At 72.0% G+C, this 14,327-nt stretch carries 14 protein-coding genes; 3 read left to right on the top strand and 11 right to left on the bottom strand.

Annotation, left to right across the window (positions count from 1 at the left end):
- Positions 1-315: 315 nt before the first annotated feature.
- The 5 genes from SOM11_RS11910 to SOM11_RS11890 form a co-directional block, all read right to left on the bottom strand.
- The gene (locus SOM11_RS11910) at positions 316-1,332 is read right to left on the bottom strand and encodes a YeiH family protein (RefSeq protein WP_320478147.1); all 1,017 of its coding nucleotides are present in this window, start codon (positions 1,330-1,332) and stop codon (positions 316-318) included.
- Between the two features lie 12 nt (positions 1,333-1,344).
- The gene (locus tag SOM11_RS11905) at positions 1,345-2,115 is read right to left on the bottom strand and encodes a fumarylacetoacetate hydrolase family protein (RefSeq protein WP_320478146.1); all 771 of its coding nucleotides are present in this window, start codon (positions 2,113-2,115) and stop codon (positions 1,345-1,347) included.
- Positions 2,112-3,239: a branched-chain amino acid aminotransferase gene (locus SOM11_RS11900; RefSeq protein WP_243215723.1), complete on the bottom strand. Its 1,128-nt coding sequence runs from the start codon at positions 3,237-3,239 to the stop codon at positions 2,112-2,114. Before SOM11_RS11900 ends, SOM11_RS11905 begins: the two co-directional genes overlap by 4 nt.
- On the bottom strand, positions 3,236-4,351 hold the full coding sequence (locus SOM11_RS11895) for a 3-isopropylmalate dehydrogenase (RefSeq protein ID WP_320478145.1): 1,116 nt from the start codon (positions 4,349-4,351) through the stop codon (positions 3,236-3,238). Before SOM11_RS11895 ends, SOM11_RS11900 begins: the two co-directional genes overlap by 4 nt.
- Before the next feature lie 66 nt (positions 4,352-4,417).
- The gene (locus SOM11_RS11890) at positions 4,418-5,947 is read right to left on the bottom strand and encodes an MFS transporter (protein WP_320478144.1); all 1,530 of its coding nucleotides are present in this window, start codon (positions 5,945-5,947) and stop codon (positions 4,418-4,420) included.
- Positions 5,948-6,095: 148 nt separating this feature from the next.
- Here SOM11_RS11890 and SOM11_RS11885 point away from each other — a divergent pair, with 148 nt between their 5' ends.
- The gene (locus SOM11_RS11885; RefSeq protein WP_320478143.1) at positions 6,096-6,659 is read left to right on the top strand and encodes a TetR/AcrR family transcriptional regulator; all 564 of its coding nucleotides are present in this window, start codon (positions 6,096-6,098) and stop codon (positions 6,657-6,659) included.
- A 23-nt stretch (positions 6,660-6,682) separates the two neighbouring features.
- On the opposite strand, the gene SOM11_RS11880 is transcribed toward SOM11_RS11885, so the two are convergent.
- From SOM11_RS11880 to SOM11_RS11860, 5 genes are all read right to left on the bottom strand, one after another.
- Positions 6,683-7,726 (bottom strand): lactonase family protein, encoded by a 1,044-nt coding sequence (locus SOM11_RS11880; RefSeq protein ID WP_320478142.1) that lies wholly within the window; start codon positions 7,724-7,726, stop codon positions 6,683-6,685.
- A gap of 4 nt (positions 7,727-7,730) precedes the next feature.
- A complete protein-coding gene (locus SOM11_RS11875; protein WP_320478141.1) occupies positions 7,731-8,102 on the bottom strand; it encodes a chorismate mutase in 372 nt (123 codons plus the stop codon).
- Positions 8,103-8,190: 88 nt separating this feature from the next.
- On the bottom strand, positions 8,191-8,610 hold the full coding sequence (locus SOM11_RS11870) for an organic hydroperoxide resistance protein (protein ID WP_279293206.1): 420 nt from the start codon (positions 8,608-8,610) through the stop codon (positions 8,191-8,193).
- A gap of 2 nt (positions 8,611-8,612) precedes the next feature.
- The gene (locus SOM11_RS11865; protein ID WP_320478140.1) at positions 8,613-9,248 is read right to left on the bottom strand and encodes a GNAT family protein; all 636 of its coding nucleotides are present in this window, start codon (positions 9,246-9,248) and stop codon (positions 8,613-8,615) included.
- A 13-nt stretch (positions 9,249-9,261) separates the two neighbouring features.
- Positions 9,262-10,548, bottom strand: a complete 1,287-nt coding sequence (locus SOM11_RS11860) for an adenylosuccinate synthase (protein ID WP_320478139.1) — start codon at positions 10,546-10,548, stop codon at positions 9,262-9,264.
- Positions 10,549-10,671: 123 nt separating this feature from the next.
- Between SOM11_RS11860 and SOM11_RS11855 the strand changes: the two genes are divergently transcribed.
- Both SOM11_RS11855 and SOM11_RS11850 read left to right on the top strand, forming a co-directional pair.
- Positions 10,672-12,204 carry a xylulokinase gene (locus tag SOM11_RS11855; protein WP_320478138.1) on the top strand — a complete coding sequence of 511 codons (1,533 nt, stop codon included), beginning with the start codon at positions 10,672-10,674 and terminating at the stop codon, positions 12,202-12,204.
- A 113-nt stretch (positions 12,205-12,317) separates the two neighbouring features.
- A complete protein-coding gene (locus SOM11_RS11850; protein ID WP_243214439.1) occupies positions 12,318-13,040 on the top strand; it encodes a metal-dependent transcriptional regulator in 723 nt (240 codons plus the stop codon).
- An 88-nt stretch (positions 13,041-13,128) separates the two neighbouring features.
- On the opposite strand, the gene SOM11_RS11845 is transcribed toward SOM11_RS11850, so the two are convergent.
- Entirely contained in the window at positions 13,129-14,307 is a 1,179-nt protein-coding gene (locus SOM11_RS11845; protein WP_320478137.1) for an ROK family transcriptional regulator, read from the bottom strand.
- Between the last annotated feature and the right edge of the window lie 20 nt (positions 14,308-14,327).

Here is a 14,327-nt window from a genome sequence, read left to right as displayed (position 1 = left end):
GACAATCCGCCACACGTCCAAACCTCCACGCATCCCGGGCGTGTCGCCGCCGAAAACCCCGGAAACATCACGATCCCGCCCCAGAACGCCGCACACGGCGTCTCCGACCCGGTCGACGGAGCCGGCGGACGCCTCGACGAGGCGGCTCCGCCGCACGTGTCGGCTCTCCAACCGGGCAGGCGGACACGCGGCTACCCGGACACCCGGGACACCGGGACACCGGGACACCCGGGACACCGGGACACCGGGACACCGGGACACCGGGACACCGGGACACCGGGACACCGGGACACGATCGAAGCGTGCGACTAGGAACTACGCCAGCGGCAGCAGCTGGACCGCGCCGAGCGAGACGACCGCGATGAACAGCCACGACGCGAGACCGACGGCGACCGCGCGGCCTCCCGTCCGGACGAGCTTCTCGAAGCGGATCCCGGTTCCGAGTCCGAAGAGCGCGAGTCCGAGCAGAACCGTCTGGGCCACGTCGGCCGCACCGACCACGGTCTCGGGGATCGGCAGGAACGTGCGGATGACGACGGCGATCAGGAACCCGACGACGAACAACGGGACGATCGGCGGTCGCGTACCCGCGCCTCCCCCTCGTCGGCGGATGACCACCGAGGTGATCGCGACCACGGGTGCCAGCATGACCACCCGGGTCAGTTTGACCACGACGGCGATGGCGAGCGCGGAGGCTCCGGCGGTCTGAGCGGTGGCGACGACCTGCCCGACATCGTGGACGCTCGCCCCGGTCCACGCGCCGAACTGCATGTCGGTGAGCCCGAGCGCGGCGCCGATCGGCGGGAGTATCGCGATCGCGGCGGTTCCGCAGAGAGTGACCAGGGCGACGGGCGTCGCTGCGTCGCGCCCTCGATCCCGAGTGACTGCGCTCATCGCACCGATCGCCGACGCGCCGCAGATCGAGAAGCCGGCCGCGAGGAGCAGCGGCTGATCACCGGGGAGTCGCGCCCACCGGCCGAGAGCCCATGTCACGAAGAACGTGGCCGCGAGGATCGCGATGACCACGACGATCGTCAGCCAGCCCAGACCGGCGACGTCGACGAGGCTGAGCTTCAGACCGAGGAGCACCACTCCGATGCGCAGCAGTCGCTTGGCCGAGAGGGTCAGACCCGGAGCGAGGACCCCGTCGAGAGCCGATCGAGCCTGCGGGATCTGCGCCACCACGATGCCGAGCAGTACGCAGACCGTGAGGATCGGCACCGCCGGAAGCAGCAGATGCACACCCCACGCCAGACCCAGGGCGATCGCCGCGACCGCCACCCCCGGCACCCATGGCGCGCGTCGGCGCGAGATGTCAGGGGTCGAGGTCACGGGGAGTCCGGGTCAGACGCGGTTCTTGGCGGGGTTGATCAACGAGCCGATGCCCGAGATCGCGACCTCGACGGTCTGACCGGAGGTGAACGGGCCGATGCCGGAGGGGGTGCCGGTGAGGATCACGTCACCCGGCAGCAGGGTGAACACGTCGGTCACGTACTCGATCAGCTCGGGGATCTTGTGGATCATCTGCATCGTCGACTCGCGTTGCATGACCTCGCCGTCGACGCGGGTCTCGATGGTCGCGTCGCTCCAGTCGAACTCGTTCTCGATGTACGGACCGAGCGGCAGGAACGTGTCGTACCCCTTGGCGCGCGTCCACTGACCGTCGCTGTTCTGCACGTCGCGAGCCGTGACGTCGTTCGCGATCGTGTAGCCGAAGACGACGTCCTCGTAGTTCTCGGCCTTGACGCGCTTCGCGATCGAGCCGATCACGATGGCCAGTTCACCCTCGAAGTCGACCTGACCGACGTCCGGCGGCAGCTGGATCGAATCGCCGAAGCCGATGACCGTCGTGTTCGGCTTCATGAACAGGAGCGGCGCCTCCGGAGGGGTCTGCCCCAGCTCGTCGGCGTGGTCGTGGTAGTTCAAGCCGACCCCGACCACCTTGGAGCGGGGGATGACCGGCGCGAGGATCTTCGCCGACCGCAGCGAGATGCGCTCGCCCGTGGTCTCGTAGCCGCTGTACATCGGGTCGCCCGCGAGCACGATCAGCTCGCGCTCGTCGACGATGCCGTAACGGGGGTCTTCGCCGGGGGTTGCGAACCGTGCGATCTTCATGCGTCGAGCCTCGTCATCCATCCGTGAACATCGGGTCGCCGACCGTACTGGATGTCGGTCAGCTCGGCACGGAGCGACATCGTCAGCTCTCCGCCTTCGGCTGCGGGAGAGCCGATGTGCACGCCCTCGCCCTTCAGTTCGGCGATCGGCACGACGACCGCGGCGGTGCCGCACGCGAACACCTCGACGATGTCGCCCGAAGCCACACCGTCGCGCCACTCGTCGAGGGTGACCCGTCGACGCTCGACGCGGTGCCCCCGCGCCTCGGCCAGTTCGAGGATCGAGTCGCGGGTGATCCCCTCGAGGATCGAGTCGCTGTCCGGGGTGACCAGGGTGCCGTCCCGCTTGACGAGCACGACGTTCATGCCGCCGAGCTCTTCGATGTAGTTGCTCTCGGACGAGTCGAGGAACAGCACCTGCTGGCAGCCGTTCTCGTAGGCCTCCTGCTGCGGGAGCAGGGACGAGGCGTAGTTGCCGCCCGTCTTCGCCGCACCCGTGCCTCCTTTGCCGGCCCTCGCGTAGTTCGTCGTCAGCCAGATCGAGACCGGCGAGACGCCGCCCGTGAAGTACGCCCCCGCGGGGCTGGCGATCACGTGGTAGGCCACCTCGTGGGCGGCGCGAACACCGAGGAACGCCTCGGTCGCGATCATGAAGGGCCGCAGGTACAGGCTCGTCTCGGGCGCCGAGGGCACCCAGTCGAGATCGGCGCGGACCAGCTGCCGGACGGACTCGACGAAGTCGTCGGTGCTCAGCTCGGGCAGGGCGAGCCTGCGCGCCGAGCGCTGCAGCCGCCGGGCGTTCGCCTCGGGGCGGAACGACCAGACCGACCCGTCGGCGTGACGGTAGGCCTTCATGCCCTCGAAGATCTCTTGCGCGTAGTGCAGCACCGAGGCCGACGGGTCGAGCTGCAGCGGGCCGTAGGCGTGGACGGCCGCTTCGTGCCACCCGCCCTCGAGGCTCCAGCGGATGGTGACCATGTGGTCGGTGAAGTGCTTGCCGAAACCCGGGTCGGAGAGGATGACCTCTCGCTCGGCCGCATCGCGTGCGGTCGACGACGGCCTGAGGTCGAACTGCAGACCGAACCCGGACGAGGTGCCGTCGGTCGGAGCGTCGGTGGTGGTCATGATGCCCTTCGAGCAGAGGCGGAGGAGGACGCGGACGCCGCGGGGCCGGCGGTCTGCAGACGCTCGGCGATCGCCGAGCCGATCTCGGCGGTGGTGCGGGGCGCCGCCGAGGAGGCGCGGGTCGAGCGGTCGGCGATGTCGCCCTCGACCGCCGTCGTGACGCGTGCCGCGGCGTCGGGCAGCCCGAGGTGCTCGAGCAGCAGGGCCACCGAGAGGATCGCCGCCGTCGGGTCGGCCTTCTGCTGCCCGGCGATGTCAGGGGCCGAGCCGTGCACCGGCTCGAACATGCTCGGGAAGACGCCGTCGGGGTTGATGTTCGCCGACGCCGCGAGACCGATGCCCCCGCTGACGGCGCCCGCGAGGTCGGTGAGGATGTCTCCGAAGAGGTTGTCCGTCACGATGACGTCGAACCGCGACGGGTCGACGACGAGGTGGATGGTGGCCGCGTCGACGTGCTGGTAGTCGACCGTCACGTCGGGGTACTCGGCCGCGACCGAGTCGACGAGCCGCTGCCAGAGGCCACCGGCGAACACGAGCACGTTGGTCTTGTGCACCAGCGTGAGACGACCGCGCCGAGCCCGCGCCTTCTCGAACGCGAAGCGGACAACGCGCTCGATGCCGTGCGCGGTGTTCACGCTGACCTCGTTGGCGATCTCGTGCGGCGTGCCCTGGCGGAGGACCCCGCCGTTGCCGACGTAGGGACCCTCGGTGCCCTCTCGGACGACCACGAAGTCGACCTGGCCCGGATCGGCGAGGGGCGACGGGACACCCGGGTAGACCTGCGTCGGACGCAGGTTGACGTAGTGGTCGAACGCGAATCGCAGCTTGAGCAGCAGACCGCGCTCGATGATGCCCCCGCGCAGACGCGGGTCGCGCGGGTCGCCGCCGACCGCGCCGAGCAGGATGGCGTCGTGCGACGACAGCGCCTCGAGGTCGTCGTCGGTCAGGATGTCGCCCGTCTCGAGGTAGCGGGCCGCACCGAGTCGGAACTCGGTCACCTCGAACACGGCGTCGTCGCCCGTCGCGGCGGCGAGCACCTTGAGGGCCTCGGCCACGACCTCGGGGCCGATGCCGTCGCCGGGAACGGCGGCGAGTCGGACGGTGCGCGACATGGGACTCCTCAGCGTCTCGGGATGGACCGGCACCACTTTACCCGTGCGCACCGACACCGCAGACGGTCAGTCGTGGGCCGACGCGCGACGTAGGGACACCAGCGCCACCACGACGGCGACGACCATCACGCCGGCCCCGACTCCGGCGGTCGCGACGAGACCCTCGTCGAAGGCGTGGGTGGCCGCGTCGAGGAGGCGACCGGCGACGGAGGCGTCGAGGGACCCCGCTGCGGACACCGCGCCTCCCAGGGTCTCTCGGGCGGCGTCTCCGGCCTCGGCGGGCACCCCGTCGGGGATCACGAGGCTGCCCCGGTAGATCGCCGTGAGCATGCTGCCGAGCACGGCGGTGCCGAGCACGGCGCCGACCTCGTAGGCGGTCTCGGAGACGGCCGACGCCGCCCCGGCGCGGGCCGGCGGGACGGCCGCGATGATCTGATCGTTCGAGATCGTCTCGGCGGCCCCGACCCCCAGCCCGACGAGCGCGAACGCGACGACGAAGAGCACCACCGGCGCCTCGGCCCCCGACAGCCACACCGTCGCGTACCCGATCGCGGCGGACGCCAGCCCGGCGGCGACGATGACGCGCGGGGTCACCCTCCGGACGATCGGCACCACGATCAGACCGGCGACGATCATGACCGCGAGACCCGGCACGAGGGTCAGGGCCGCCTGGAGGGGCCGCAGCCCGACGACCAGCTGGAGGTGCTGCGTCGTGAAGAAGAGGAACCCGACCAGCGAGAGGATGGCGAGCAGGTTCACGACGATCGAGCCGGCGAACACCGGGTTCGAGAAGAGCCGGACGTCGAGCAGCGGGCGCTCGCGGCGCAGCTGACGGCGCACGAAGAGCCAGCCCGAGACGATCCCGAGGGCGGCGAGGGCCACGACGTCGACACCGGGGCCGTGCGTCGCCAGCAGTTTGATCGCGGCGACGACCGGCGCCATCGCCGTGAGCGAGAGCAGCACCGACACCGGGTCGAACGGCCCCGGCTCGGGGTCGCGGCTCTCTACGAGCAGGATCGGGGCGAGCACCAGCAGCGGCACGAGCACCGGGACCGCGATCAGGAAGATCGATCCCCAGGCGAAGTGCTCGAGCAGGATGCCCCCCACGATGGGCCCGAGCGCCGACCCGGCGGCGAACCCGCTCGCCCAGATCGCGATCGCCAGACGACGCTGGTCGCGGTCGAGGAACGTGCTGCGCAGCAGCGAGAGCGTCGCCGGCATGATCATCGCGCCGAAGAAGCCCAGCACGGCGCGAGCGGCCACCAGAGTGCCGGCGTCGGGCGCGAAGGCGGCCCCGAGCGACACGAGGGCGAAGCCCGAGGCGCCGATCAGCAGCAGCCGCCGGCGACCGAACCGGTCGCCCAGGGACCCCATCGCCACGAGCAGCCCCGCGAGCACGAGCGAGTAGACGTCGACGATCCACAGCTGACCCGCCGCGCTCGGACGCAGCGCGGTCGAGATCTCGGGCAGCGCGAAGCTCAGCACGGTGTTGTCGATCGACACGAGCAGCACCGGCAGCATGAGCACCACGAGGGCCGCCCATTGGCGGGTGCCGGCCCGGGTGGGCGTGCCGACGGCGGAGGAGGCGCGGGTCATGGTGCGGGGTCGCTTTCGTGATGAGTGGCGGGGCGGGACGGACGGGGCCGCGGGCGGAGTCGGGCGGGATCGTCTGGCGTCGACGCGTGCTCGGCACCGGAAACCGTCCAGGCGGTACAGTAAACCGTCCGGACGGTACAGTATCAGAATGAGTCCTCGACCGTCGGCCCGCGAGAAGATGCTCGACGCCTTCGAACTGCTGGTCGTCGACGGCGGCGAACGCGCCGCGACGTTCGACGCCGTCGCCGCGTCGGCCGGCGTCTCGAAGGGCGGGCTGCTGTACCACTTCCCCAGCCGCGAAGCGCTCGTCGACGGCGTCGTCGACCGGCTCGCGGCACTCCTCGACGACGACGTGCACCGCATGACCACCGCCCCCGACGGGGCGATCGACTACTTCCTCCGCACCTCCTCGCCCCCGCCCGTCATCGCCGAAGCGCCGTTCGACCGCTGCATCAGCACCGTCGCCCACCTCGCCTCGAGCGGTCAGTGGCCGCGTGCCGTCGACGCGCTCACCGACATGCAGCAGCGCTGGTACGACGTCGTGCTCGACGCGGTCGGCGACCCCGCCGTCGCGCGCATCGTGTCGCTCGTGTCGGACGGCCTCTACTTCGGACCGGGGCAGTCGACGGCGGCGTCGGGCGCGGTCGACCCGAACCGCGCCTCCATCGACGAGGTCATCGCCGTGCTGCGGCGCCTCTCCGACGCGCGCTGAGACCGGGACGGGTCAGCCTCGCGTCAGCCGACGACGATGCAGGCGGGGCTGCCGATCGAGAAGACGTCGACGGGCGCGCCGGGTAGACCGGTCTCGGGGTCGAGCGGGAGCACCGACACCGTGTCGGAGGCCTGGTTCGCGCAGTAGAGCATGCCGGGGGTGATGGCGAAGTGACGGGGCCACTCACCACCGCAGGGCGCCTCGCCGACGAGGGCGAGCCGGTCGCCCTCGACCGAGAAGACGCTGATCGTGTCACGACCGCGCGTCGCGACGTACACCCGACCGGCGTCGACCGCGACGTGCGACGGCAGGATGTCGGGAGTCGACGACGACCCCTCGAACACCTCGACCGAGTGGTCGACGACGAGCTTCCCGCCGACGCGACGGAGCACGTGCAGGCGCGCGTCGAGCTCGCCCACGACGACGAGCCGGTCGTCGAGCCACACGAGGTGCCGGGGCCCGGAGCCCGAGGGCAGGGGGTGGACGGCGATCTGCTCGGGGTCGAGCGTGATCGGATCGACGACGTACTCGACGAGCCGGTCGGTGCCCAGATCGCTGACGACGATGGTGCCCCAGGGCGTCGGGGTGACCTGGTGGGCGTGCGGGCGCTCCTGCCGATCGAGCACGGGGCCGTGCCCGACGGGCAGCGCCAGCGATCGGGTCACCCGGGCCGGGTCGGAGGGGTCGCCGGAGAGCACTCCGATGCCGCCGGCGACGTAGTTCGCGACGACGAGGGCGCCCGACACCGGATCGACGACGAGATGGCAGGGAGAGGACCCACCCGAGGAGGCGCTGCTCGCGGCCACGAGGGAGCCTGCGGACACCGTGTACGACAGCACCCGGCCCTCGGCGGTCTCGGACGCCGCGTGCAGGGCGCCGTCGACCACGACGAGGAACGACGGGTCGTCGGCCTCGACGACCTGCGCGGCCTGCCACGGGACACCCGGCGCCGGGCGCTCGAGCACCGTGATGCCCGCGCCGCGGCCGCCGCTGGTCGGCGTGTACGAGCCGATGTAGAGGCGCTCCGGCGCGGGGACGGCCGTGCCCTCGAGGCCCGGGGTGCTCATCGCGTCAGCTCCGCCCGCCGGCCGCGGCGCCGGTCGGCTCGGTGCCGTTCGCGATGCGCTCGTGGTGGTGGATGACCTCGCCCACGATGAAGTTCAGGAACTTCTCGGCGAAGGCGGGGTCGAGGTGCGACTGCTCGGCGAGCTGTCGCAGCCGTTGGATCTGGACGCGCTCGCGTTCGGGGTCGCTGGCCGGCATGCCGGCCGCGGCCTTCAGATGACCGACCGACTGCGTGAACTTGAAGCGTTCGGCCAGCAGGTGCACGAGTGCTGCGTCGATGTTGTCGATGCTCTGCCGGATGCCGGTCAGTTCGTCGATCGCTGCCCGGTCGGTGCTGCTGAGGGGGCTGTCCGCCCCGAGGGGACTGTCGAGTGCCATTCACCGAGCCTAGCGAAGGCAGCCCCCACGAGACCGAGGAGGCGCGCCCCGGGATCTCGGGGCGCGCCTCCTCGGTGGGGTGCTCGGGTCAGTCGACCAGGGTCAGCGTGACCTCGACGTTGCCGCGCGTGGCGTTCGAGTACGGGCACACGTGGTGCGCCGCGTCGGCGAGCTCTTGACGACGCTCGGGCTCGACGTTCGGGGTGTAGATGTCGAGCTCGACGGCCAGGCCGTAGCCGCCCTCGCCGTTGCCGCCGATGCCGACGCTCGCGGAGACGGACGAGTCGGTCGTGTCGACGCCGAGCTTTTTGCCGGCGCCGTGCATCGCACTGAGGAAGCAGGCGGCGAAGCCGGCCGCGAACAGCTGCTCGGGGTTCGTGCCCTCGCCGGAACCACCGAGTTCTTTCGGCGGACGGGTGTCGAAGTCGAGACGGTCGTCTTCGCTTCGGACGTGACCGTCACGGCCCCCGCCGGAAGCGTGGGCGATGGCGGTGTATGCGATTTCCAGTGTCATGGGAGCAAGCGTGTTCCACGAGTCTGGGCGCTTGCTGAGGAGGCCAGCCGCTGCTCGAGACCGGCCCGCACACTCGGCCATTCGTCGCTGAGGATCGAGTAGACGGCCGTGTCGCGCCACGACCCGTCGGCCCGACGCTGCATCCGCCGCTGCACGCCCTCGAAGGCCGCGCCGAGGCGGAGGATGGCCGCCCGCGAGCGGTCGTTCAGCACGTCGGCCTGCAGCTGGATGCGGCCGAACCCGTGCTCGAAGGCGTGACCGAGCACGAGCAGCTTCGTCTCGGCGTTGACGCCTGAGCCCCAGACCTCGGGCGCGTAGGCCGTCCAGCCGACGTGCGCCGACTCGTTCGCCAGGTCGAACAGACCCAGCGTGGTCGTGCCGACGAGGGCCCCCGAGGAGGCGCTGCGCACCCCGAACACGCTCGCGGACTCCCACAGCAGGTAGCCCTCGACGAACCGCGCCCAGTCGTCGTAGTCGGCACGGTAACCGGCCGGGCCGCCGCCCCAGCCGCCCGCGAACACCTCGGGGCGGCCGATGGCGGCGTGCAGCTCGGGCAGATCGGAGGGTTCGAGCGGACTCACCGTGACGACAGAGCCGGACAGGGAGGCGGGGGCCGGGCGACGCGCGGTCATCGGACCGACCGGGTCAGCCGAGCAGGTCGTGACGGACGACGATCGCGTCGCGACCGGGGCCGACGCCGATGGCCGAGATGCGCGCGCCGCTCATCTTCTCGACGGCGAGGACGTACGCCTGCGCGTTCGCGGGCAGGTCGTCGAAGGTGCGGGCGCCGGTGATGTCTTCGGTCCAGCCGGGGAAGTCCTCGTAGATCGGCGTCGCGTGGTGGAAGTCGCTCTGCGAGACGGGCACCTCGTCGTGGCGGACCCCGTCGACGTCGTACGCGACGCAGACCGGGATCTTGTCGAGACCGGTCAGCACGTCGAGCTTGGTCAGCACGAAGTCGGTCACGCCGTTGATGCGCGCGGTGTAGCGGGCGATCGGGGCGTCGTACCAGCCGCACCGACGCGGGCGACCCGTCGTCGTGCCGAACTCGAAGCCGTTCGCCCGCAGGAACTCGCCCGAGGCGTCGAAGAGCTCGGTCGGGAACGGGCCGGCGCCGACGCGCGTCGTGTACGCCTTGACGATGCCGATGACGCGCTCGATGCGGCCCGGGCCGATGCCCGAACCCGTCGACGCGCCGCCGGCCGTGGCCGACGACGAGGTGACGAACGGATAGGTGCCGTGGTCGACGTCGAGCATGGTCGCCTGACCGGCCTCGAACAGCACGATCTTGTCGGCCTCGAGCGCCTGGTGGATCTCGAGCGCCGTGTCGGCCACCATGGGCCGCAGCCGCTCGGCGTACGACAGCAGCGACTCGACGACCTCGTCGACCTCGATGGCGCGACGGTTGTAGATCTTGACGAGCAGGTGGTTCTTCTGGTCGAGCGCCGCCTCGACCTTCTGACGCAGGATGCCCTCGTCGAAGATGTCCTGGATGCGGATGCCGACGCGGTTGATCTTGTCGGCGTAGGTCGGGCCGATGCCGCGACCGGTGGTGCCGATCTGGCGCTTGCCGAGGAACCGCTCGGTCACCTTGTCGAGGGTGCGGTGGTAGTGCGTGATGACGTGCGCGTTGGCGCTGACCCGCAGACGCGAGACGTCGATGCCGCGGGCGATCAGGGCGTCGAGCTCGTCGAAGAGGACCTCGATGTCGACGACGACGCCGTTGCCGATCACCGGCGTCACGCCGGGCGAGAGGATGCCGGAGGGCAGCAGGTGCAGCGCGTACTTCTGGTCGCCGATCACGACCGTGTGACCGGCGTTGTTGCCGCCGTTGAACTTGACGACGTAGTCGATGCGGCTCGAGAGCAGGTCGGTGGCCTTGCCCTTGCCCTCGTCGCCCCACTGGGCTCCGATGATCACCACTGCGGGCATGGTTGCCTCCTCATGTCGGGGGAACGCACCGGCTGAGGTGCACTTGAGTCTATCGACAGCCTTCTCACAGCTGCCCGGCGACTGCACTGGCGCATTTGTGGTCTCTTACGACAAACTACGGGGATGAGTCTCGTCGCCGGGGTCGACTCCTCGACCCAGAGTTGCAAAGTCGTCGTCCGTGACCTGTCGACGGGCGAGCTCGTCCGGCAGGGCACGGCCAAGCACCCCGAGGGCACCGAGGTGCCGCCCGACGCCTGGTGGGAGGCGCTGGTCGCCGCGATCGCCGCGGCCGGCGGTCTCGACGACGTCGCCGCGATCTCCATCGCCGGGCAGCAGCACGGGATGGTCGCGCTCGACGCCGACGGCGAGGTCGTGCGCGACGCGCTGCTCTGGAACGACACCCGCAGCGCCCCCGCCGCCCGCGACCTGATCGCCGAGGTCGGCGCCGACGAGTACGCCCGACGGACGGGCACCGTGCCCGTCGCCTCGTTCACCGCCACGAAGCTGCGCTGGCTGCGCGACGCCGAACCCGAGAACGCCGCCCGGGTCGCGGCCGTCGCCCTGCCGCACGACTGGCTGACGTGGCGGCTGCTCGGGTACGGGACCCGCGCCTCCTCGGCTCTCGGCCCCGACCTCGACGCCCTCGTCACCGACCGCTCGGACGTCAGCGGCACCTCCTACTGGAGCCCCACCGACGAGGGGTACGACCTCGAGCTGTTCGAGCGCGCCCTCGGGCGACCCGGGCGCGAGGCCGTCGGCGGCGATCGAGGTGACGCGTCCGGGGGCGTCGCGGCGGGCGAGGGGTCCGAGAGCGTCACCTCGACGACCGACGCGCGCGTCGTGCTGCCTCGCATCCTGCGGGCCGAGGAGGCGGCGGGCACGACGATCGCGCACGGCGCCGTCCCCGCGGGGATCGTCGTCGGTGCGGGAGCGGGCGACAACGCCGGCGCCGCGCTGGGGCTCGACGCCACCGTGGGCGACCTCGTCATCAGCATCGGCACGAGCGGCACGGCCTTCGCTGTGACCGACTCCCCCGTCACCGACCCGAGCGGCACCGTCGCCGGGTTCGCCGACGCCGCCGGCGGGTACCTGCCGCTCGTCGCGACCCTGAACGCCGCCCGCGTGCTCGCCTCGATCGGCTCGCTGCTCGGCGTCGACCACGACGAGTTCGCCCGACTCGCCCTCGCGGCCGAACCCGGCTCGGGCGGACTGTCGCTCGTGCCGTACTTCGAGGGAGAGCGCACCCCCGACCTGCCCGAGGCGACCGCCACCCTGGCGGGGCTGACCCTCGCCTCGACCACCCGCGAGAACCTCGCCCGCGCCGCCGTCGAGGGGATGCTCTCGGCCCTCGCCGACGGCGCCGCCGCCGTGCGCGACCAGGGCGTCGAGGTGCGCCGCGTGCTCCTGATCGGCGGGGCGGCCCTCAACCCCGCCGTCCAGGCCGTCGCCGCCCAGGTCTTCGACGTGCCGGTCGTCGTGCCCGAACCCGGCGAGTACGTCGCCGACGGCGCGGCCCGCCAGGCGGCCTGGGCCCTCTCGGGGAGCCGGCCCCGATGGGGGCTGTCGACCAGCGCCTCCTTCGATCCGGAGCCTCGGCCGGGCATCGGCGCCCGCTACCGCGCGGCCCAGGCGCTGGGGTCGCTCGCGCGCCCGTAGACGTGCGGGGTGCGGCGGGTTCGCGTCATCGGCGGCGGGTCAGCGCTGACCCGCCGCCGATGACGCGGACCCGCCGCACCTGGACTCAGGGGAGGGCCACCTAGAATCGGGGCATGCCAACGGAAGCCGGTTCGGCGCCCTCCACGATGACCGAGAACTACCTCAAGGTCATCTGGAAGGCAGACGAGTGGGCCGTCGACGGCGACGCCCCCGGCATCACGACGAACGAGATCGCGGCCACGCTCGGGGTCGGCGCCTCGACGGTGTCGGGCAACCTGCGCAAGCTCGAACGCGACGGCTTCATCGACTACGAGCCCTACCGCCGCATCGCCCTGACCGACACCGGTCGAGCCGTCGCGATCGCCGTCGTGCGCCGTCACCGGCTGATCGAGACGTACCTCGTCGAACGCCTCGGCTACGGGTGGGACGAGGTGCACGACGAGGCCGAGATCCTCGAGCACGCCGTCAGCGACCGTCTGCTCGAGGCCTTCGACGTCGAGCTCGGCCGACCGACCGCCGACCCGCACGGCGACCCGATCCCCGCGAGCGACGGCACCACCGTGCGCCCCGTCGCCCACCGGCTGGGCGAGTTCGCCGAGGGCGAGTGCGGCTACGTGGTGCGCGTCTCGGATGACGAGCCCGAGCTGCTGCGCTACCTCAGCTCGCTCGACCTGCGGGTCGGCGCCCACGTGCGGATCGGCGAGCGCCGCGACTACGCGGGGTCGTTGCAGGTCGTCGTCACCGACGCCCACGACCTCCCCGTCGAGACGGTCGAGCTGGCCGGGCCGGCCGCCGCCTCGGTCTGGGCGAACTCCGAGCCGCACACGCACGTCTGACCCCGGGGCGGGTGCGACGGGCGGCTCGCGCACCCGGTCTCGGGCCGGACCCGATCGACGCGGCCGGGCGGCCGGGGCAGACGGGCGGCTAGGGCAGACGGGTGCCGGCAGGGTCGGCGAGGAGGCGCGCGAAGGCGAGCTCGGCGGCCCCGATGGTGAGACGGTCGGCTCCGAGCTCGGCCGGGACGATGCGCAGATCGTCGGCCGAGCCGGGCAGCGCCTGAGCGGTGACCCCGGCGAGCAGACGCTCCGGCTCGGCCGCGAGCAGCGACGCGAGGAACCCGCCCAGCACGATGAGGCTCGGATCGAAGACGTTGACGACGTTGCGGAGGGCGATCGCCAGGAAGTCGACCTGGCGCTGCACCTCGACCCGCGCCTCCGACCCCGGGGTCGACGCGACGAGCGCCGCGGCGAGCTCGTCGACCTGCGACCGGTCGAGACCGGTCACGGCCAGCAGCTCGGCCTGACCGACCTCGGTCTCGAGGCAGCCGGTCGCCCCGCAGTGACAGAGTCGCCCGACCGAGTTCACGAGCGTGTGACCGAGTTCGCCCGCGTACCCGCCGGCTCCGACGAGCGGGGCACCGCCGACGAGGACTCCCCCGCCGACACCGCTCGCCCCGCCGTTGAGGAACACCAGGTCGTCGACCCCGCGCCCGGCCCCGAAGCGCCCCTCGGCGAGGGCCGCGGCGGACGCGTCGTTCGCGGCGCTCGCCGGCAGACCGGCGGCGTCGGCGACGAGCTCGGCGAACGGCTCGTCGACCCAGCCGAGGTGCGGAGCCAGCCGGACGAGCCCTCCATCGGCGCGGACGAGACCGGGCACGGCGAGGCCGACCCCGACCTCCACCACGCCGGGCGATGCGGCGCGCAGCTCGTCGATGACCGAGGCGGCGACAGCCGCCGCGCCCCGTGCCGTCGGGATGCCGTCGGTCTCGTGGCGGATGCGCGTGCGGACGACGCCGTCGAGCCCGACCACCCCGACGGTGACGGCGTCGATCTCGGGGTTGACGGCGTACGCGACGACGTCGCGGCTCGCGGCGACCACGGGGCTCGGTCGGCCGACCCGGGCGATGCCCACGGGGTCGGTCTCGACCACGAGTCCGCGCTCGGCGAGCTCGCCGACGAGAGCCGCGATGGTCGATCGGTTCAACCCGGTCGCCTGCGTCAGCGCCGAGCGCGAGCGCGGGCCTGCCGCGTGCACGAGCCCGAGCACCGCCGACAGGTTCGTCTGGCGCACACCGTCGGCGCGCGCCCCGGGTTCGATCGTCACGTGGCCTCCTCGGCCGAGCG

Origin of the sequence: Frigoribacterium sp. CFBP9029, from assembly GCF_034045305.1 — a bacterium.
Lineage (GTDB): Bacteria > Actinomycetota > Actinomycetes > Actinomycetales > Microbacteriaceae > Frigoribacterium.
Note: the sequence above shows the minus strand (reverse complement) of the source record. Positions and strands in the feature narration are given on the sequence as shown.

Coding starts and splice junctions, on each gene's coding strand:
- SOM11_RS11855 (WP_320478138.1), top strand. CDS start 10,672: ATGAGTCTCGTCGCCGGGGTCGACTCCTCGACCCAGAGTTGCAAAGTC.
- SOM11_RS11875 (WP_320478141.1), bottom strand. CDS start 8,102: ATGGCACTCGACAGTCCCCTCGGGGCGGACAGCCCCCTCAGCAGCACC.
- SOM11_RS11860 (WP_320478139.1), bottom strand. CDS start 10,548: ATGCCCGCAGTGGTGATCATCGGAGCCCAGTGGGGCGACGAGGGCAAG.
- SOM11_RS11880 (WP_320478142.1), bottom strand. CDS start 7,726: ATGAGCACCCCGGGCCTCGAGGGCACGGCCGTCCCCGCGCCGGAGCGC.
- SOM11_RS11900 (WP_243215723.1), bottom strand. CDS start 3,239: ATGACCACCACCGACGCTCCGACCGACGGCACCTCGTCCGGGTTCGGT.
- SOM11_RS11865 (WP_320478140.1), bottom strand. CDS start 9,248: ATGACCGCGCGTCGCCCGGCCCCCGCCTCCCTGTCCGGCTCTGTCGTC.
- SOM11_RS11850 (WP_243214439.1), top strand. CDS start 12,318: ATGCCAACGGAAGCCGGTTCGGCGCCCTCCACGATGACCGAGAACTAC.
- SOM11_RS11905 (WP_320478146.1), bottom strand. CDS start 2,115: ATGAAGATCGCACGGTTCGCAACCCCCGGCGAAGACCCCCGTTACGGC.
- SOM11_RS11885 (WP_320478143.1), top strand. CDS start 6,096: ATGAGTCCTCGACCGTCGGCCCGCGAGAAGATGCTCGACGCCTTCGAA.
- SOM11_RS11895 (WP_320478145.1), bottom strand. CDS start 4,351: ATGTCGCGCACCGTCCGACTCGCCGCCGTTCCCGGCGACGGCATCGGC.
- SOM11_RS11890 (WP_320478144.1), bottom strand. CDS start 5,947: ATGACCCGCGCCTCCTCCGCCGTCGGCACGCCCACCCGGGCCGGCACC.